This window comes from Schinkia azotoformans (assembly GCF_035811335.1).
Taxonomy (GTDB): domain Bacteria; phylum Bacillota; class Bacilli; order Bacillales; family Bacillaceae_J; genus Schinkia; species Schinkia azotoformans.
On record NZ_JARSMD010000046.1, the window covers coordinates 37,351 to 57,683 of the forward strand.

A 20,333-nucleotide genomic window follows, 5' to 3' on the forward strand; every position below is an offset into this window, starting at 1 on the left:
CTTAAAAAGTTCACCAAATTAAACAAGGCAGATTTAACATGTTATTATGTTAAATCTGCCTTTTAGTTTCTTTAAACGATTCCTTTTTGACTGTTGCGCCCTACTCCCTTTTCAAGGCTCCCGGCACGTGATAGTTGTTCGCATTCGTGAAATGCAAAATGCTTGCAGCCTAAACATTTATTTGTTTCAATTTCCTTCAAGGCAAAATTAATCGCTTCCCCAGTATGATTGAAAAAGTGATTTTCACCAATTTCATCGTATAATCCTGACTTTTTCAATGTGTCCAATAATGGTAAAACAGCTCCGGAAATTAATACGGTGCCGCCCTGCTTCTTAAAGTGACGGATAATGCTTCTAAGATTTGCCTCTCCCGTTGTATCCATAAAAGGAACTTTTCCCATTCGTAAAATTAATACCTTGGGTTTGTAGTGGATTGTTTCTGTAATTCGTTGTTCAAAAAACTGGGCAACTCCGAAGAACAGCGGACCTTCGATCGTATAAATGCTTACTTGTGGACAGTCATGTGTATCGCTCACAACATGAGGCTGGACTGGTTGATTCTTTTTTGTATGGTCCGGTAACACCTTCGAAACAATTGGCATTTCGCTCATTCGTTTTACAAATAAGACTACGGCTAAAATAAGTCCGACCTCGACCGCTGTTGTTATATTTGCAAATACGGTAACAAGGAAAGTCACTACCAAAATCAGTGAATCCCCTGTTTTCATTTTTAATACATGTGAAAATTCTTTTCGTTCGCTCATATTCCATGCAACGATCATTAATACTGGTGCCATACTTGCTAATGGAATATGTGACGCATATGGAGCAAACACGAGCAATGTAAATAGCACAAATACACCGTGAATGACACCTGATAATGGAGAAACCGCACCTGTTTTAATATTCGTTGCTGTCCTTGCAATTGCACCAGTTGCTGGGATTCCCCCAAATAATGGTGTAATGATGTTGGCTACACCTTGACCGATTAATTCACGATTACTATTATGCTTACTATTCGTCATTCCATCCGCAACTACAGCTGATAATAATGACTCAATTCCACCCAAAATCGCGATAACAAAGGCTGGTGCCAATAATTTTTCAATCCGCTCCCAAGTAATCTCCGGTAATTGAAAGTGCGGAAGTTTACTTGGTATTTCACCAAAAGCCGTGCCTATCGTTTCGATATGTCCTGAAAAGAAGATCGTTGCCACAACACTTGAAACAATTAAGCCAACCAATGAACCGGGTACTTTAGGTAATATTTTCGGTGTAATTAAAATAACTAATAACGAAAGTAATGCTGTAAATATGCTATACATATTGATTGTATCAATATGCATTATGATTTCTTTCATATTATCGATGAATTTTTCATGCTTCTCTAAGTCAGTCAGCCCGAGAAAATTACCAATTTGTCCTGAAAAAATGATAACAGCAATTCCAGCAGTAAAACCTATTGTAACTGGACGTGGAATAAATTTAATTAAATTACCGACTTTAAAAATACCCATCAGGCAAAGCATGATTCCCGCCATAAAGCCGGCTAGTAATAGGTCTGTATATCCATACGTAATAACAATCCCAAACAAAACCGGGATAAAGGCACCCGTAGGACCACCAATTTGAAACTTGGAGCCTCCAAACAAGGAAATCAAAATTCCCGCAATAATCGTTGTATAAATCCCGTATTCCGGTTTAACCCCAGATGCAATTGCAAAAGCCATACCTAATGGAATGGCAATAACCCCTACTATTATTCCTGAAATTAAATCCTTTTGAAAGTGTTTAAGTGTATACCCTTCGAATCGCTCAATAAATAAGCTTCTCACTACTGACCCTTCTTTTCTTTATACTTTCTCCACTCTAGATTATTTTTTCCCCGTTTTTGTGTTCACCCAAAATTTATGGCCACCCAAACTAATTTGTTTTTTGATCATCTAACCCTTCGAGCACATTAATAGCATCAATTAAATGATTATTAAATATTTCCTTAGCAACCTTTAATAACTCAACAATGGCCGGGTCCCGCAGTGAATAAATCACCCTTTTCCCGTCTTTTACACCAACGACAATATTCTTCGTTCGCAACACACTTAGCTGTTGTGACACGGCAGAGCCCTCACTATTAAGGCTAGTTTGAATTTCGTTTACACTTTTCTCCCCCTCCGATAATATTTCCAAAATTCGAATTCTCAAAGGATGTGCCAACGCTTTGAAAAATTCAGCTTTAAATTGGTGCATATCGTTCCACAAAAAATCGTCCCCCTAAAAACCATTGAACATGCAAAAGATAGTTTCACATATTCAAATATTTGAATATGTATGGATTATACTGCCGATTAAAGAAAAATTCAAATACTTTTTATAAAAGAAATGGATACAACAAGGTCCTATTAATAATTATTATCAATAATATTAAATTTTAAACTATATACTATGAATATCATTATCAATTAAAATAATAAGTTCTCAATTAGAATTGACAATAGCATAACCTAGAATTATGATTAGCGTAGAAGGGAGATTTTAAAAAAATGAATAGATATGATTTTCACCACCTAAGCCATGTAAAAAAACAAAATGAATCTAAGAAAACATTATGGATAACGTTAATATTAACCTTATTTTTTACGCTCGTTGAAGTTGTTGGTGGGATATTAGCCAATTCCTTGGCACTTTTATCTGATTCGGCGCACATGCTGTCTGATGTACTGGCATTGGGATTGAGTTTAACCGCTATTTATTTATCTACACGTGAATCAAATAATAAATATACTTTCGGTTACCTTCGTTTTGAAATTTTAGCTTCATTTTTAAATGGGTTAGCGTTAATAGTCATAGCGATTGGAATTTTTATCGAAGGCATTAAAAGAATCATAAATCCTCAGGAAATCAATTTTGGATTAATGTTAGGGGTTGCTGTTATTGGTTTAATTGTAAATATAGTCCTTACAATTGTATTAATCCGAAGTACAAAAAAAGAAAATAATCTAAATATCAAAAGCGCACTATGGCATTTCATCGGTGATTTATTAAACTCCGTTGGTGTCATCATATCCGCTATTTTGATTTACTTTACAAATCTTAACATCTTTGACCCAATTATTAGTATTGTCATCGGCGGAGTCGTCTTTACTGGAGGCGCTAAAATTATCCGTGAATCCTTCCTTATCTTAATGGAATCAGTGCCGGAAGAATTCGATCTTGATCAGATTCGTGCTGATATTGGAGCTATAGAAGGTGTTAGAGATATTCATGAATTGCATCTTTGGACAATTACGACGGATCACCATTCCCTAACAGCGCATGTTTTTATAAATAAAGAACAAAATCCATTTGATGTTGTATCAGCTATTAATCAGATGTTAAAAGACAGATATGGCCTTAAACACAACACCGTGCAAATTGAACATCCGAGCATTAACGAACATGGACAATATGGTTATGATTTTTTAAACAAAGAAGCGCCGTAACGATGCGCTTTTTTGTCTTTGTTCTTCTTTATATTAGACACCTCTTTTATTCCCCCATACGAGTGCATGAAGCTGAGGCAATACTCTTACATCATTCATTTGTGGACTTTCCATAACCTTATTTATCAGCCACTCATATTTTTGAAGCAATTTTTTTGTCAAAAGGTCATTATCAACAGTTGTTATATCATCATTGCCAACTTGGAGATAAAAAGGAACATCTCTGTATCGTTCACGAATTTTTATAGCATACTCAAAATCAACATCATCAAATACAACAACCTTTATTGTTTCATTCCCAACTTCTAAAAGTGTGGCAACTATCGAATCCAGTATTTCAAAATTCGTTTCCATCCCGGAGCTAGGCGGCTTTGGTGAAAGTGTAAGATCATCAATATTCTTCATCCAATCCTGCCACTTCGAGCCTTGGGTCTCAAGAGCGGTTTGGATTCCTTTTTCATTCAAAAGACTAACTAATTCTCCAATTGCTGTGATCAAGGCTGGATTTCCGCCCGAGATGGTCACATGGTCAAAACGATTGCCTCCTAACTCAAAAAGCTCATCCCAGATTTCTTCAGGAGTCATTTGTTTGATTTCATCTTTTGCAGAACCATCCCATGTAAAGGCTGAATCACACCAGTTGCAATGATAATCGCAGCCAGCTGTACGAACGAACATTGTTTTTCGTCCAATGACAGCGCCCTCACCTTGAATTGTCGGTCCGAAGATCTCTAAAACAGGAATCCTACTCAAGTTCCATCCACTCCCTTTTAGCCTCGGCATAGCTTGTCGGAGTTTCATACAATCTTACAAATTCAACCCGCGCCCCGTCATATTGATTTTGTCTTTTTTCTAATGACTCTTTCATTTTTTCATAAATCCAAACGACCATATTTTCTGCTGTTGTATTCATTTTCGGAAGTGTTTCATTCAAGTAGCGGTGGTCTAAATAGATCTCTATTTCCGCTTTCCAAATGTCCTTTATATCTCCGAAATCAATGGCCAGACCAATTTCATTCACAAATCCGCTAATTCCAAAAACAACTTTGTACGTATGCCCATGAAGATTTTTGCATTTCCCATCATAGCAATGTAAATGATGGGCTGCATCAAACGTAAATTCTTTGCTTACTAGCACTCTTTTATTATGATATTTCAACTGATTCCGATTTATATCCTTATCTATTTTTTGAAGGTCCTCAACAATTCGAAAGCCGAAAATTTTGTTTTCCATTTATTCAATCCCCTCTTTCAAGGAGTCCATATATTGATCCAACCCTGCTTTACGAAGCTTACAAGCCGGACATTCGCCACACCCGTCAGCAATAATACCGTTATAGCAAGTTAATGTTCTTTCACGGACAAAATCCAATGCCCCGAGTTCATCTGCCAGCTTCCACGTTTCTGCTTTGTTGATCCACATTAACGGTGTGTGGATGACAAAGGTTTGGTCCATGGATAGGTTTAAAGTTACATTTAATGATTTTACAAAAATATCTCGACAATCCGGGTAGCCGCTAAAATCGGTTTCACATACACCGGTAATGATATGCTTTGCTCCCACCTGGCTTGCTAACACACCGGCAAATGATAAAAACAGAAGATTTCTGCCAGGCACAAAGGTATTTGGTAACTCCCCATCCTCACCAGCTTTTACTTCAATATCATCCCTAGTTAAAGCATTAGGTGCCAACTGATTTAATAATGACATATCTAAAATATGGTGCCTAACACCAAGTTCTTTTGCAATATCCTTGGCCACCTCTATTTCTAAGCGGTGGCGCTGATTATAATCAAATGTAACAGCTTCCACCTCTTTAAAATTCTTCAAAGCCCAAAATAAACAAGTTGTACTATCCTGACCGCCACTAAAAACGACGATTGCTTTGTCATTTTTCATGTTTCCATACTCCTTTTCAATAGAAAAAAACAGCAAACTAAGAAGAATGCTGTTCCTTCTTAGTTTTTTAGAGAGGGTAGCTAAGAACCTCTACCGTATAATCAAATACGCCTTGGCGTATTTGTGCCCGGTTTTTGACTTAATTATTTTTACTATACCATATTTCTTGTCATTGGTGTGTTTTTAAAAAATTCTAAGTTATTTTTCAACATTTATAAATGATTTACGTGTATAATTCCTTATTATGGAATTAAAAAGCAAAAAGGTGGTGAAAGCTTGAACAAAAAAAATCAAGAATGGAACTTACAACAGAAAAACTTTGTTTTACCGGTTTGTCTGCTACTCGTTTTTTTAACTATAGCGGTTACGCTTTGGTTAACAAAGGATAATATGTTTTACCTTTTTAATTTTTCATACATTGGCATTTCTATAGCTTTAGGAACATTATTAACCGGTATTCTACCAAAAAGAATAAAACAAAGGGGCCGGCTTGTTACTCAATTTTTAGTAGGCTCTTACATGATATTTTTCCTCGGTGTTTACGGCAAGGAAAATATGCAAATGGAAGGATTTTTCTTTTACCTCTTTATAGGTGTGTTTATCGGTGCTACCATCCATTATTTAGTTGCTAAAATTGGCGGGACATTGATATTCGGGCGCGGCTGGTGTGGCTATGCTTGTTGGACGGTAGCTATTCTTGACCTACTTCCGTGGAAACAGCCAAAAGAAGGGCGAATACGTCATTTAAGCTGGTTTCGGTATATCCATTTCTTTGGATCATTGGGATTAGTTTTATATGTCATGTTTGTTCTTCAAAAAACACCGCAATTGGAATCGTTAGAAGAGATGTATTGGTTTTTAATCGGAAATGTAGTCTATTATATTGTCGGTTTTCTACTCGCCTTTTTTCTTAAAGATAATCGTGCGGTTTGTAAGTATTTTTGTCCAATCCCGGTTGTTCAAAAGATCGGTTCCCGGTTTTCTCTATTAAAAATAGAAATTACACAAAGTAAGTGTGTTGAATGTTTTGCCTGCGAACGAGTATGTCCGATGGATATTAAACTATTGGATTATATGTATGCCGGAAAAAGAGTGCTATCAACTGAATGTATTTCGTGTACAGCTTGTATTCACGTATGCCCGACGAATGCCATCGATTATACAGCGGGATTTGATGCAGGTCTTGCTGAATATTTGCGCTACAAAGGGGAGCCGATTGCGACAAGGAAGAATCGAAAAATAGATATTAGTTTATAAAAATACTCTAGGCGCTTACCTCTGTTGGTTGAGCGCCTTGTTTTGATTGAAATTCTTAGTTTTTCTAAAGCAGATCCTTTATTGCCAAATCAATTGTTGGATAGGTGAAAGTAAATCCGGACCCCACTGCCCTTTTGGGTATTACCTTTTGACCATTTAACACCATCTGGGACATTTCGCCTAACATGACACGAAGGATCAACGAAGGCACATGAAAAAAATGAGGTTTTCCCATTACGGAGGATATAGCACGACCAAATTCATCATTTGTTACAGGTGAAGGTGCTGTTGCGTTAACCGGTCCATTTATTTTTTCGTTAGTAACACAAAACTCAATAAGTCGAACAAGATCTTCAATATGAATCCATGAAAGCCATTGCTTGCCACTTCCGATTCTTCCACCAACAAAAAGCTTATAAGGTAGCAGCATTTTAGGTAGTGCACCCCCGTCAATCCCCAAAACAACACCAAGCCTTAACTTAACAAGGCGGGTATATTGTTCAATTGTATCCGCAGCCCTCTCCCATTCATAGACAATCCGCGCTAAAAAATCATTATTGCTAAGCGGGCTATCCTCATCATATTCATCACTATCCGACATACCATAGATTCCAACAGCAGAGCTGTTAATTACGACCTTCGGTTTGCTTTTTAATTTTTGAACAAAATAAGCTACTTTTTTTGTTGAATTAATTCTCGATTCCAAAATTCTCGTCTTCGCCTTGGGTGTCCAGTATTGGTTGATCGTCTCACCAGATAAATTGACAAAGGCGTCTGCCTCTTCAAGGGACTCTATATTTTCTTGGAGCTCGCTCCAAGTCACATAACGGACTAGCGAATCTTGGCTTTGCCGCTCAGAACGAGAAACAAGAACAACTTCATTTCCTTTTTCTATGAGGTAAGAGGTTAAATGTTTCCCAATAAAACCACTGCCTCCGAAAATGATAATTTTCATATTTACTTCACCACCGTTAATTAAGAAGGACTAATTAAAATCATAACTTGTAAGTGAATAACTCTCAAGTCTCTAGGAAAGCTCATATAGACAATACTATAGGAAGAAATCTGCGCATATGTTATAATCGGATGCAAGAGTAGTAAGGAAAAGGAATTTCGGAGCGGGAGAATAAATTTTATAACTCTCGCTTTTGTTGTGGAGGTGTTTTTTTTTGAAAGAAAGACATATTTTGGTGAAGGAATTGCTAAGCCTATACATAGATGACATGGTTGATTCAAAAGCAAAGGAAATCATCGAGGAGCATTTACAAGAATGTGATGAATGTCGAGCTGAACTTACGGGATTACGTGATGACAAGGACTTTTCCATCGCATTTCATGATGAAGAAATAAATGAAGACAATACAAAGCAAAGTGAAGTTGCTTTTATTACAAGAGTAAGCAAATATCGAAAAAAAATCATGTTATATATAACAGCATTTTTATTATCGTTCACGATCGGGAGTTGGTATTTAAGTAAAGAACGTGCCGAAGAAAAGTGGCAAGCCAAACAGAATAAGGCCAATCAGGAACTGGTTAAACTTGATAGTGAGTTAGTATCATTATCTCCTCCCCAAGAACAGATCATGAAAAATTCGGGTTTGAATCTACAGTTAAAGACAAAACAAATTTCTACTAATGAAACCATCTTTTCTTATACATACCAATGGTCTAATCCAAATATTGATTTTGTCCAGGAAGATATTTACTGGCCTAATACATTAATTGCTATGGATTTAACGAACAATACAGTCCTTACAAATAAAGAAAACAAAAGCAACTTTGGAAATTCCCTTCTTGAAGAGACGTGGACACTAGCAGGTATTGAAAAAAACACCGAATTTATCGGAGTTGAGCTACCAAATCTAGCGGTTTTTTATAAAACATCAGATCTTTCTTTTCCTCTTCAACAAGGAAAGGAGACTGTCATTAATAAAGAAATAAGTATTAATAATGTTCGATTTTTAATAGAAAAAGCTTCAGTCGAGGATTCAAAAATAAATGTTTACTATAAACAGCTTGATGAAATTCAGGATGTTGGATTATATGAATTAAGTCTTAACATAACGGATGCGAACGAAAAGAATTGGAGTAAGGAGCCTAAAATAGACTTTCAAAATGACGAGCAACGGATTTTTACGATTCCAATCTATAAAGATATGAAAAGCCCGCTTACACTGAACGTAAAGCATGCCGTTTTAATTATTCCTGGAATGCATTATAAATTTATGATTTCCTGACAAGATAAGCCTTTTAGGGATATTTTTCCTTAAAAGGCTTTGTTTTCTTATTTTAAAGATTTTTTTAATTTTTTTAAAACTTACTGTAACCTTTTACATGTTTTTGTTACTACATGGCTGAGGGGAAAGGAGGAGGATTGCTTGGCTCTTTTTGACTCATTTCGAAATGGGAAAAAGGTTAAACATTCAATAATGGATGATTTAACCGACTTTTATCATAATCATCGCGCGATTGTGTATATGTATTTTTTGAAGGTTACAGGCTCAGAAGATGCTAGTGAAGAGCTAACACAAGAAACCTTCTTTCAAGCTGTTACATCGATTCATCGTTTTAAAGGTAATTCAAGTTTAAAGACTTGGCTCTTACAAATTGCACGAAATATATATCGGAATAAAGTGAGATCCTGGGTGAAGGATCGGAATCTGTTTGACGATGAGGATGTAAACGAGCAAGGCGATCACTCTTTTGATCCGCAAACCGTTTCATTGCAAAAACAAACCAAAAAGGATGTCCAGGATATTCTAACGAAACTGCCCGAGGATTATCGTGATGTTCTGATTTTTAAAGAAGTTCATGGTCTATCACATGTTGAAATTGCCGAAATTTTAAATAAAACACCCCAGACAACAAAAGTGCTTTTGTATAGAGCTAAGCAAAAGTTTAGAGATTTATACAAAAATGAGGTGGTTTTTTATGACGAATCAATGTGAGATCGTTCAGGATCTTTTACCGCTATATATTGATCAAGAACTTTCGAAGGAATCGCAAGTTTACGTAGAATCACATCTTGCTACATGTAAAGAATGCAGTGCCCTTAAAACTGAATTACTTAAGAGCAAACAGTTTGATTTGAAACTACAAAGATCATTAGGTAGTAAAAGCAATTCCTCTCCCCAAGAGCTAGCTTTTATAAACAGAATTACGAAATGGAAGCGAAACTCCGCTATTTTTGGGGTTTGTCTCATCGTTTTCTTAACATTTTTATTATGGATGTTTATAAAGAAAGATTTTGAACCTCAGCCTGTTGACAAAGAAATGCCGATCGAAAAAGAAACTACATTCAATCTTGAAACTAGCAAAAGGTGGGGAAATGTAAATTATGATTATATTACAGTTAGCAATTATTTTAATAACTGCTAAAATCGCAGGCAGTATTAGTGTAAAATTAGGACAACCCTCTGTTCTTGGACAATTAATTGCCGGAATCTTAATTGGTCCAGCTGTCTTTGGGTTCGTTGAAGGCAATGACTTCATTGACGAAATGAGCACACTTGGGGTTATTATCTTAATGTTCATTGCTGGACTTGAGACAGATATCAAAGAATTCAAACAAAATATTAAAGCTTCAACTTATGTTGGTTTTGGCGGGATTATTCTCCCTTTAATCGCTGGTTATTATTCTGGTGTTCTATTAGGTCTAGGCTTTTATGAGTCTATCATTTTCGGTTTAGTGCTAACGGCTACAAGTGTTAGTATATCGGTACAATCGTTACGTGAAATGGGAAAACTGAAAACGAAGGAAGGAATGGCAATCCTAGGAGCAGCTGTATTGGATGATATAGTAGTCATCGTCCTTTTGGCTGTGGTTATGAGCTTTATGGGTGGCGATGTCAGTCTTAGTACAGTCCTTTTGAAGAAGGTAGTCTTCTTTTCTATTGCTATTCTTCTGATGTGGAAGGTTATACCATGGACGATTAGTCTATTATCTAGAATGGCTGTCCCGCAGGCACCTGTCGGTGGCGCGCTGATTATCTGCTTGTTATTTGCTTATTTTGCCGAATATAATGGTGTGGCTGAAATCATTGGTGCTTATTTTGCTGGGATTTCAATTGGTACTACTGATTTAGGTCATAAGATTATGGAAAAAGTTGAGGTTGTTGGCTATTCCTTATTTGTACCAATCTTTTTTGTTAGTATTGGCTTTAGTGCCCAATTAAACGGTGTATCTGAGTATCTATGGTTAATAATTGGTCTTAGTATAATGGCGATTTTATCGAAAATGGTTGGAAGCGGTCTCGGAGCTAAGTTAGCAGGCTATAAGTGGAAAAGCTCGCTTCAAGTCGGTGCGGGGATGGTCTCCCGCGGCGAAGTTGCCTTAATACTTGCTGCATTAAGCATCGAACATAAGATAATTGAATCTCAAATGTTTACTGTCTTAATTATTGTAGTGCTTGTAACTACACTCGTTACTCCTCCTCTACTTAAAATATTGTATCAGGATAAAAAAGTAATAGGAGAACAGCAAGAAAGTTCTACTGTTTATTCCAAAGTATAACATTGATAACCCCCGTGAAATAGGATCCACGGGGGTTTTTGTTATAAAAACATGGCAATATTCATTGTCGTAATCACAGCTTGGTCAGGAATAATAATTCTACGTGCAATTTTCCAGCCGTCCGTTTCTTTACGAATAAGATCATGACGTTCTCCAAACATTTCTTCAATATCTGTATTAGAGCCTCTGCTTCGCTTAAATAGGAAGTAGCTTCTCACATTATATTCATCGTCGTTTTTTGATCGGGAAATCACGATATTACATGTATGTTGTTCCAATGGATAACGTTTTAGAAAGTCGTAAACAAATTCCTCATCCATATAGGATAGTAAAACAATACCTAAAGCACCGTTATGCAATGTTCGCCTTCTCCCAACAAAATTGGTTGGCATTAAGCCTTCATCACTATCGTACCTTACTAAATATTGAATTGATTCGTCCTGCCGTGTAGCGAGTATGATGGAATATCCCGTCTGTTCATGCAAATCCTGCATGTAAGGATCTGCTTCTCTCCTAATATCCAAATTGGCGAGAACGATTCCACCATACTCCAATGGTTTGTTGCCAAGCCTGTATTTATTTAACGACTGATCGTACCCGACAAGATCATTACGCTCAAGTGTCCACAGTAATCGATAGATAGTAGCTTTAGCAAGTTTTGTTTTAGCCATGATTTCATCAATCGATAACACAGACTTCTCAAAACTAAAACAATTCAAAATTTGAATGGCTCGTTCAACAGCTCTGATTGTTCTATATTTAATTCTCTCATGGTATGTCCCTAAAACCCCATATAAGATTTTGTCTTTATTCTACCAACGGAAAAGTAATGCAAAAGCTCGTGCCTTTCCCTATTTGACTCTCTATTGTGTAATCACCTTGCATAGCTTTTATTATATTAAAGGCAACCATTGTACCAAGACCAGTCCCCTTTTCTTTTGTTGAAAAATAAGGAGTACCAATTTTATTGATCTGTTCCTTGGACATTCCCTTGCCATTGTCCTCAATGATTAATTGCGCGAGATCGTTGTATTTCTTTAATTCAATCGATATTTTTCCCTTTCTCTCCATTGCCTCAATTCCATTTTTAACAATGTTAAGCAGGGATTGATGAAGCTTTTGCTTTTCTCCTAAAATAGTGTACTGACAATCTTCCATATTAACTTCAACGGTTATATCGTTCAAAGTAGCATACGGTTTGATGACTTGAACTATGTATTTAATTTCCTTATCTAAATGCAATACTTCTTCATTTTCGATAGATGGTTTTGCAAAAGTAAGATAATCGCCAATAATCCGCTCTGCCCGGTCTAATTCCTCTAAACTTAACCTTATGTATTGATTTCTTTGCTCATCTGATAGACTACCATCTCTAAGTAATTGCGTAAATCCTCTTGTAACCGTTAATGGATTTCTTACTTCATGGGAAATGCTAGCGGCAATTTCACTTACAGTCTTAATTTGTGTTAGCTTATTCATTTCCTCTTGCAGGCTTTGAACTGTAGTCATATGATTTTCATTTTCTATAGTTAATAGCTTATTGATTGCATTCAATTCTTGTATACGTTTATGTAATATTCGATTTTTTATAAAGATAATGATTGCTACAAGAATTGAAAAAAAAGCAATAGCTGTCATCTCTATTTCTCCTTTAAACGCCAAAGAATGTAAACGTTTTCTAACGATTTTTCCAATTACTAACTAGTAAATTTATTATCTTATAATTTTTTAACTTTTTCAACAAATTAAACCAAAAAGCATCTATAATTCCATATGTTGGATGATTAGCCAACTATTAAGCCAAATGATAGGATTGGATAATCTCATATTTCGGGCTTTTGCTCGGAAAGATTTGATAAATGACAACTTCTTTTACATACAATTTTCGTTGATCATTATAGCTATTTTTAATACCGACCAACGAACCATTGTTCCTGCCCTCCGCCCACTTTTTGGCAAGTGTGATATGCGGTCGGTACTCTCTATTTTCTTTTGCAAATCCTACCCTTTCTGCACATTCCTCAACCTGATTATGTAAAACCACTAATTCATCCGTTTTTTCAACCCCAGCCCAAAGAACTCGAGGTTTTAGTGGATTCCCGAATGTACCTATCGTTCCAACAGTTAATTCAAACTCTTTAAGTTGCTCGATTCCTTTTAGTTTGTTTATCAGGTCGTTAAGTTTATTAGGCTCTACCGGCCCTAAAAATTTTAAGGTTATGTGCAAATCCTCTTTATGTGGCCATTGCTTATATGGTAACTGTTCTTTCAGAGAATCTTGCCACATTGAAAAATAATCCTTCAAAGCATGGTCGAGTGGAATGGCTATAAAATAATGCGATAAATTAGACATCAAAAAAACCTCCAAAGTTCTTAAAATCGTCAAAAAATAGTGACATTATTTAGTAGTATTTCTACTATGAATATGAAATTATTAATTTAAATAGTATATTATAAAAATATGAGCCCAAATAAAGGAGTGAATAGTCTTGCCCAGAGTTTTCATTCATTTTACATTTTTATTCTTTTTTCTAACTGCTTTATCTGGCGTATGGATGCGATTTTTCTTTATTAAGCAAAATGAGATTGTTCCCTATACACATATTTTACACGGCCATTCTCATTTAGCGATGTTAGGATGGGCACTTATTGGTGCATTCGTTATTTTTCTTTCAATATTTTGGAAAAAGGTTAAACAAAAGAAACAAGCCATATCCATCTTATTTTCTCTATGTATAGTCTCTCTTCTTATGTTCATTGCCTTTTTATATCAAGGGTATAATGTCCTATCGATAATATTTGCAACCCTTCATATCTTTATTGAATATTGGGCAGCTGTCTTTATGTATAAAATCTTGAAAAAAGAGACCGACATGCCGAAGTCCGGAAAATTATTTATCAACAGTGCTTTACTGGCATTAGTCATATCCTCTATTGGTCCCTATATGCTCGGGCTTACATCTGCGACCGGATTAAAAGATACTTATTATTTTGATATGGCCATGTATTTCTATTTACACTTTCAGTACAATGGTTGGCTTACGTTATTTTTAATTGGGTTATTTATCATTATAATACATATGAAAAAGATTCCAATCGAAGGTTCCACTTTGAAGCTTGGATTTTGGATTTATTTCCTTTCTCTTTTTCCAGGATATTTTTTAAGCATCCTTTTTATTAATTTAGGTAGTATTATACCAACTCTCGCAATAATTGGGAGTATTGGACAATGGATAGGCATTTTATTTATTTTAGCTGCATTTAAAAAAACATGGGGTGATCTCAGCCAGTATTATTCAAAATTAACGTTGAACTGCTTATGGATCACTTTGATATTGCTATTCATTAAGAGTACAGCCGAGTTGGGTTTGATTTCGCCGGCTTTGGCCGATCTCGTATATGAAACAAGAAGCATTGTTATCGGTTATCTTCATTTAACTCTTTTAGGGTTTGTAAGCATTTTTATTATCACACAATACCTTATGATGAATCTTATCGACTCAAAGGCAAAAATATCGACCAATGGATTTATCATTTTGATTACTGGTTTTGCTCTAAATGAATTATTATTATTTAGCCAAGGTCTTTCGGAATGGCTTAAGCACGTCGGAATTCCATTTTTTACGGAAGGGATGTTTGCGGCGAGCGGATTATTATTAATGGGGGTTATCACTCTGTGGCTTTCTTTTGGGACAAATAAACAGCACCACATGCTTTAAAATGTGGTGCTGTTTATTGATAGCTTATTGTTGTTTAACCTTGGCAAATGTTCCCGTCGCTAAAGCAACAATATTCCCATCCCCATCAATCATCTTTGTTTCTAAGAATGAAATATTTCTTCCTTTTTTCAGAAATTCCGCTGTACATGTTAATTTTCCAGTCTTTACTGCCTTCATATATTGGACCTTCATTTCAACTGTAACAGCTGCTCCAATTACTTTTTTACATAAATGTCCCATTGAAACATCTAATACAAAAGCAATTACCCCACCGTGGAGAACCTCCATCGGGTTGTACATAAAATCTTCTACATCAAATTCGACCGTACATGTATCCTCAGTATAGGAAATATCTAAATCAAATAGCTTTGATAGGAAGTATTTTCCATACCCGCTTTCACACGAGTCAATCGCATTTTTAAATTTTTCATTTACGATCTCTTTATTCATCTAACCCCACCCTTAACTTTGAAGATTGAATTTTTCTCTTTATTTTCTACATTGTACCATATTGAAAAAAACGCTTTATTAGTTTTTCCTTCCCCGCTTTACTTCTCCCATTAAAAATGATACAAAATCATCATCTTTAACAAGCCATGCTTCATGTTTTCTTTTGATATATTTTTCCGACTCAACAAAGCTGTTAAAAGTTTGCTTTATTTTAGTTTTATTTCTTTCAATCACCCAATTCATATCACTTTCAGGATAAATAAAGAAAATATCATCGTTCCGATCCTTGTATAAGGAACCTAATGGAGAATCTTTTAAATTAAAACGATTTTCCCGGGCATCCACTCGTAATGGCTCCAAAGAAAATGTATTCTCTACAAATTTTTTGTAAGTATCAGCGGTTATTGAACAGCCTGATGCTTTTGCATGTCCACCGCCACCGAATTTTCTCGCTACTTCAGATACATCTACATGATCATGAATGGTTCGAAACCCTAATTTTTTTCCACCCATATTTAAAATAGCGATATAGTCCAGATGAGGATTGTCTTTTGCAAGTTCATTTCCAAGTTCAGAGTGATAGGATTCAGCATAGACAATTCCGGCAAAATAGCCGCCAATTTCGGTTTGAACGAGCTCTCGTCTTTTACGGCGGATATAACGGACAATTTTATCATCTTCCATATCTAAAATTTTCTTTTCAAAATCGTCGAAATAGAAATGATCACTGGTATGTAATCGGTGTATCATTTTTTCTTCAAATTCCTCAATAGACAGTAGATAAAAAAGCGCATTAAGCCTTCGCGCTAGTTGATTATCATTCTTCTCCCATTCCCACGTATCGTACTGGCGAACAAGTTCAACAAATTCGTGAAGTACTTCCGAGCGTTGTAAAAGATTTTTTGAAATTAGGTATTCATAAAATAAAGAGGTGGCTGAATTCAATTTGCCTTCGTCATTTTCAACTGCAACATAACCCCACTTGTATTTATTTAAATGGAGCGCTGTTTTATGATGATCGATTAGCTGTACTTTACCGCCTCCTTGGTAAAACAACTCCAACCCTTTTTCATTTTGATCATTAACCGACAAATCCGTAACCAACAAAAATGTATCCTTATCTTCACTTATTAAAAAAGATTCAACTTCGCGATCAAGACTGGCATTTGAATTATAGCGGACATTCACTTCATCACCAAATGACAGCTTTGCTAAAATCCCACAGCTTACGCCGTCCAAATCATTATGTGTCAACAGTTTATACATGATCTTCACCTCAAAAATAGTATACCCAAAATATTGGACAAAGGGGCGGGTTCTCTGGCCCAATTGGGACGCAGTACCCGACCCTACGGGCTCACCACCTATCCCTCAACCTCAAACAAATCTTTGGGTACCCCGCTTATTAAGCGACTCATTTCTCCTACAGAAAATATATAAAGTTCATGCATCGCTCTCGTGCAGGCGGTGTAAAGGAGTTTTTGTTCATTTTGGCTGCCGTAATGTTCCTCCGAACAGTTCGGAATAATGACCGCATCAAACTCAATCCCCTTTGCCAAATAAACGGGCACGACAAGGACCCCCCGCTCAAATGAATACGTTTCTTTGTCGATTCGTTTTACGTCCAACTTCTTGCTTAGCTGCTTAAATACTTCTTTGCTTTCTTGTTCTGTTTTACAAATGACGGCAATGGTTTGATGCCCACTTTCCCACAAACCCTTTATGCAATTTTCTAATTCACAATATAACCTTTCATAATTCTCTACTCTTGTAAAGATTGGCTTATTCCCTAAACGGTTGATGGGCTCAATTACACTTCCACCTTCAATAAGCCATTTTGTAAATTCAACAATTTGTTGGGTAGAACGATAGCTTTTTGTAAGAGTAATAGTTTCAATTTTTTCTTCCCGACATAATTGGTCCGAAAAAATTGATGGTGAATTCATTGCTTCGGAAAAAATAGCTTGGTTCAAATCCCCAAGAATCGTCATTTGACACATTGGAAACAGCTGTTTTAAAAAAGCATATTGAAATGGTGTATAATCCTGGGCTTCGTCAATAAATAAATGTCGTATCAAAGTGTTCGGCTTTCGCCCTTCTATTTGATCCTGCAGATACAGATAAGCGGTTGCATCTTCAAAAAATAATGCCTTCTTCTTCGTGTTTGAAATCGTTTGTTTACATATGTCAGCCCAATTTGCCGGTAAAAGGCTTTTATTAACTGAAAGAGTGCTCGTTGAAAGATCAAATAACTGAAAAAAAATAGCCGCCATATTAATAAATTCAAGTCTCTTAATTGCTTGTCTAATGGGTTTAAAACGATTGCTTACAATTACCTTTGCCAATTCCTTTTGTTCCCGGTCAAAATCATTAAACGTATTTTCCGTAAATAGCTGTTTTTTCTGAAGGCGTTTATATATTTTCTGATACTCATCGTGATCCAAAAACTGTATTTCTTCAGTCACCCAATCTTTTTTACGCTCTTTTCGACCTTTTTTGGATAATTCCTTTAGGAGCCAATCCATTGTCAAACTTATGCGATTAGGGATGGAAATCGAAGAATCTAAAGAATAAAAGAAGCTTTTAATTTCATCAGCGGAAATGATGGTTTCGCCTCTAAAATTAATATTTTTAAAAATAAGCCCATCAATTGATAAATAACGAACATAGGAATGAATCAGTTCTAGAAATTCATTACTTCCTTTATAACGAATCCCTTCCATCCTAATCTTATACGCTTTATCCTTGGGAGCCGTTAACACATATTCCATTTGTGCAAACGTATCTTCAAGATCATATTTATCCTTAAATCTTTCTTCTAAGTAGGCTTGGAATGTCATCTGCTCCATATTATCCTCACCAAGCTCTGGCAGCACCGTTGCCACGTAATTACTGAACATCGGATTTGGTGAAAATAGCATGATATTATCAGATTCGATGCTGCCGCGGAAACGATACAGTAAATACGCAATCCGCTGCAAAGCTGCCGATGTTTTACCACTACCAGCCACACCTTGGACAAATAAAAGCCTACTCCGCTCATTCCGAATGATTTGATTTTGCTCTTTTTGAATCGTGGCAACAATGCTTTTCATTTGGTTATTGGCGTTATCACTTAATACCTGTTGCAATACTTCATCACCAATCGTTACACCTGTATCAAACATCCCCCTCAGCTTGCCGCTGCGGATTATGAATTGCCTTTTTAAAAGGATTTCACCTTCAATAGTGCCATCCAATGTCTCAAAATTTGCCGGACCTGTCGCATAATCATAATAAATGCTTGATATTGGTGCCCGCCAATCATAAATAAGGAAATTCTCTTCAGCCTCATCCATTAAAGATGCCGTACCAATATAAATCTGGTCGGCATTTATCTCCCCCTCTTCTTGGAAATCAAAGCGGCCAAAATACGGAGAGTGCTTTAGCTTAGCGAGGCTTTTAAGACGTTGGTCCATTTTAAAATGCATCCGTTCCCGTTCGGACAGCATTTCAGCCTGCTGTTTAATACTAAAAAAGGTTTCATCCAAATCATCTGGTTCATCAAAATTTACCGTAACATCATTCCAAAATGTTTTACGGATTTCAACAATATCTTTTTTAATCCCACTGCTATTATTTTGTATATTTCCGATATTATTATCGATAATTTCAAGTACTTCGTTTATTCTCGCTTGTTCTTTTTCCCACTCATTTCTCATTTAACTTTACCCCCCAAAAAATGATTATGTAATAAACTTGACTTTCAATAATATTTCATTGTATAATAATATTGGATATTTATGTTTAACATTCATCTTATTGAAAAATGGAGATAAAAATTACTATATCATGAAAAAAAGAAAGAAGCAAGAGATTCATCCCTTGCTTCTTATTTTTTGTCTAGCCCCAGCGCTTTTCCTATTCTCTCCTCTGTTTCTTTATCAAAGAAATGGGCTTTATTCATTTCTAAACCTAGTTCGATTTCCTGCCCACCGTGAATCGCTGTTTTTGAATTAATCCGAGCAAGCAAATCTTGCCCTTCAATCGTTGAATAAAGAATCATTTCCGCCCCTGTCAGCTCAACAACATCGATTTTTACTTTTACTACAGTGTCTGGTGATGCTTGTAAAAATTCGGGGTCATCCTTAATATTTTCCGGTCTGATCCCTAGTACCAATTCTTTATTAATATACCCATTTTCCTGAAGCATTTTCATCGTTTTTTCCGGCACTTTAATAGATGTGGTTCCAATCATGAAAGTCCGATTTTCTTTTAGTACCCCTTTAAAAAAATTCATAGCCGGAGAACCAATAAAACCGCCAACAAATATATTTTCTGGTCGATTGTAAACTTCCTCCGGTGAACCTACCTGCTGAATTAAACCATCTTTTAAAACAACAATTCGTGTTGCCATAGTCATCGCTTCTGTTTGATCATGTGTTACATAAATTGTTGTAGTCCCAAGACGTTGGTGGAGCTTTAATATTTCCGAACGCATCTGAACACGAAGCTTTGCGTCTAGGTTAGAAAGAGGTTCATCCATTAAGAATACTTGTGCATCACGAACAATCGCCCGCCCTAAGGCAACCCGTTGCCGCTGACCACCTGACAGTGCCTTTGGTTTTCGGTCAAGGTAGTCCTCTAAACCTAATATTGCCGCTGCTTCTTTCACACGGCGGTCAATGTCAGCCTTATTTATTTTTCTTAATTTCAACCCAAAAGCCATATTATCATAGACATTCATATGAGGATATAAAGCATAGTTTTGGAAAACCATCGCTATGTCCCGCTCTTTTGGGGCCACGTCATTCACAAGCTTTTCATTGATATAAAGATGGCCATCTGTTATTTCTTCAAGACCGGCAATCATTCTTAGAATCGTAGATTTACCACAGCCTGAGGGCCCTACAAAAACGATGAATTCCTTATCCTCTATATGCAAATTAAAATCTTTAACGACAGTCACATTTTTGTTATAGGTCTTGTAAATATGCTCTAAGCGTATATCTGCCATAGGAATCCCTCCATTCCTC

The 20,333-nt window shown here is 36.1% G+C and carries 20 protein-coding genes and 1 riboswitch; of the genes, 7 read left to right on the top strand and 13 right to left on the bottom strand.

Annotated elements, in window-relative coordinates; genetic code table 11:
- Positions 1-71: 71 nt before the first annotated feature.
- Both P9E47_RS21005 and P9E47_RS21010 read right to left on the bottom strand, forming a co-directional pair.
- Positions 72-1,835, bottom strand: a complete 1,764-nt coding sequence (locus P9E47_RS21005) for a SulP family inorganic anion transporter (protein ID WP_003330131.1) — start codon at positions 1,833-1,835, stop codon at positions 72-74.
- A gap of 88 nt (positions 1,836-1,923) precedes the next feature.
- Positions 1,924-2,259 (bottom strand): ArsR/SmtB family transcription factor, encoded by a 336-nt coding sequence (locus tag P9E47_RS21010; RefSeq protein ID WP_003330130.1) that lies wholly within the window; start codon positions 2,257-2,259, stop codon positions 1,924-1,926.
- Positions 2,260-2,540: 281 nt separating this feature from the next.
- Between P9E47_RS21010 and P9E47_RS21015 the strand changes: the two genes are divergently transcribed.
- Positions 2,541-3,479, top strand: coding sequence for a cation diffusion facilitator family transporter (locus tag P9E47_RS21015; RefSeq protein ID WP_003330129.1), 939 nt, complete (start codon positions 2,541-2,543; stop codon positions 3,477-3,479).
- A 33-nt stretch (positions 3,480-3,512) separates the two neighbouring features.
- On the opposite strand, the gene queE is transcribed toward P9E47_RS21015, so the two are convergent.
- From queE to queC, 3 genes are read right to left on the bottom strand one after another with little or no spacing between them, the layout of a single operon-like run.
- A complete protein-coding gene (queE, locus tag P9E47_RS21020; RefSeq protein WP_326164754.1) occupies positions 3,513-4,232 on the bottom strand; it encodes a 7-carboxy-7-deazaguanine synthase QueE in 720 nt (239 codons plus the stop codon).
- A complete protein-coding gene (gene queD, locus P9E47_RS21025; RefSeq protein WP_003330127.1) occupies positions 4,225-4,713 on the bottom strand; it encodes a 6-carboxytetrahydropterin synthase QueD in 489 nt (162 codons plus the stop codon). The genes queE and queD overlap by 8 nt, the downstream gene beginning before the upstream one ends.
- Positions 4,714-5,379, bottom strand: coding sequence for a 7-cyano-7-deazaguanine synthase QueC (gene queC, locus P9E47_RS21030; RefSeq protein WP_003330126.1), 666 nt, complete (start codon positions 5,377-5,379; stop codon positions 4,714-4,716). It lies immediately after the preceding gene.
- Positions 5,380-5,432: 53 nt separating this feature from the next.
- A riboswitch (PreQ1 riboswitch) is annotated at positions 5,433-5,476 on the bottom strand.
- Between the two features lie 179 nt (positions 5,477-5,655).
- On the opposite strand from queC, the gene P9E47_RS21035 reads away from it, so the two are divergent.
- Positions 5,656-6,636, top strand: a complete 981-nt coding sequence (locus P9E47_RS21035; protein ID WP_003330125.1) for a 4Fe-4S binding protein — start codon at positions 5,656-5,658, stop codon at positions 6,634-6,636.
- 64 nt (positions 6,637-6,700) lie between these two features.
- Here P9E47_RS21035 and P9E47_RS21040 read toward each other — a convergent pair whose 3' ends face one another.
- Entirely contained in the window at positions 6,701-7,591 is an 891-nt protein-coding gene (locus P9E47_RS21040; protein ID WP_326164756.1) for a TIGR01777 family oxidoreductase, read from the bottom strand.
- 214 nt (positions 7,592-7,805) lie between these two features.
- On the opposite strand from P9E47_RS21040, the gene P9E47_RS21045 reads away from it, so the two are divergent.
- From P9E47_RS21045 to P9E47_RS21060, 4 genes are all read left to right on the top strand, one after another.
- Complete coding sequence (locus P9E47_RS21045; protein WP_326164758.1) at positions 7,806-8,873, top strand: anti-sigma factor family protein; 1,068 nt, start codon at positions 7,806-7,808, stop codon at positions 8,871-8,873.
- Between the two features lie 141 nt (positions 8,874-9,014).
- Positions 9,015-9,584, top strand: a complete 570-nt coding sequence (locus tag P9E47_RS21050; RefSeq protein ID WP_326164760.1) for an RNA polymerase sigma factor — start codon at positions 9,015-9,017, stop codon at positions 9,582-9,584.
- A complete protein-coding gene (locus P9E47_RS21055; protein ID WP_003330121.1) occupies positions 9,568-10,014 on the top strand; it encodes a zf-HC2 domain-containing protein in 447 nt (148 codons plus the stop codon). The genes P9E47_RS21050 and P9E47_RS21055 overlap by 17 nt, the downstream gene beginning before the upstream one ends.
- Complete coding sequence (locus P9E47_RS21060; RefSeq protein ID WP_326164763.1) at positions 9,974-11,149, top strand: cation:proton antiporter; 1,176 nt, start codon at positions 9,974-9,976, stop codon at positions 11,147-11,149. The genes P9E47_RS21055 and P9E47_RS21060 overlap by 41 nt, the downstream gene beginning before the upstream one ends.
- A 41-nt stretch (positions 11,150-11,190) precedes the next feature.
- Here the strand turns inward: P9E47_RS21060 and P9E47_RS21065 are convergent, their stop codons facing one another.
- The 3 genes from P9E47_RS21065 to thpR all read right to left on the bottom strand — a co-directional run bounded on the left by P9E47_RS21065 (position 11,191) and on the right by thpR (position 13,502).
- The gene (locus P9E47_RS21065) at positions 11,191-11,868 is read right to left on the bottom strand and encodes an IclR family transcriptional regulator domain-containing protein (protein WP_326164765.1); all 678 of its coding nucleotides are present in this window, start codon (positions 11,866-11,868) and stop codon (positions 11,191-11,193) included.
- Between the two features lie 88 nt (positions 11,869-11,956).
- Positions 11,957-12,787 carry an ATP-binding protein gene (locus P9E47_RS21070; RefSeq protein ID WP_003330117.1) on the bottom strand — a complete coding sequence of 277 codons (831 nt, stop codon included), beginning with the start codon at positions 12,785-12,787 and terminating at the stop codon, positions 11,957-11,959.
- Between the two features lie 157 nt (positions 12,788-12,944).
- On the bottom strand, positions 12,945-13,502 hold the full coding sequence (thpR, locus tag P9E47_RS21075; RefSeq protein ID WP_326164767.1) for an RNA 2',3'-cyclic phosphodiesterase: 558 nt from the start codon (positions 13,500-13,502) through the stop codon (positions 12,945-12,947).
- Between the two features lie 136 nt (positions 13,503-13,638).
- Between thpR and P9E47_RS21080 the strand changes: the two genes are divergently transcribed.
- Positions 13,639-14,868 (top strand): hypothetical protein, encoded by a 1,230-nt coding sequence (locus P9E47_RS21080; protein ID WP_326164768.1) that lies wholly within the window; start codon positions 13,639-13,641, stop codon positions 14,866-14,868.
- Between the two features lie 24 nt (positions 14,869-14,892).
- Here the strand turns inward: P9E47_RS21080 and P9E47_RS21085 are convergent, their stop codons facing one another.
- The 4 genes from P9E47_RS21085 to P9E47_RS21100 form a co-directional block, all read right to left on the bottom strand.
- Positions 14,893-15,318, bottom strand: coding sequence for a PaaI family thioesterase (locus tag P9E47_RS21085; RefSeq protein WP_003330114.1), 426 nt, complete (start codon positions 15,316-15,318; stop codon positions 14,893-14,895).
- 78 nt (positions 15,319-15,396) lie between these two features.
- Positions 15,397-16,584 carry a DHH family phosphoesterase gene (locus P9E47_RS21090; RefSeq protein ID WP_326164771.1) on the bottom strand — a complete coding sequence of 396 codons (1,188 nt, stop codon included), beginning with the start codon at positions 16,582-16,584 and terminating at the stop codon, positions 15,397-15,399.
- A 98-nt stretch (positions 16,585-16,682) separates the two neighbouring features.
- Complete coding sequence (helD, locus tag P9E47_RS21095) at positions 16,683-19,019, bottom strand: RNA polymerase recycling motor HelD (RefSeq protein ID WP_326164773.1); 2,337 nt, start codon at positions 19,017-19,019, stop codon at positions 16,683-16,685.
- A gap of 170 nt (positions 19,020-19,189) precedes the next feature.
- Positions 19,190-20,314 carry an ABC transporter ATP-binding protein gene (locus P9E47_RS21100; RefSeq protein ID WP_003330111.1) on the bottom strand — a complete coding sequence of 375 codons (1,125 nt, stop codon included), beginning with the start codon at positions 20,312-20,314 and terminating at the stop codon, positions 19,190-19,192.
- Positions 20,315-20,333: the final 19 nt, after the last annotated feature.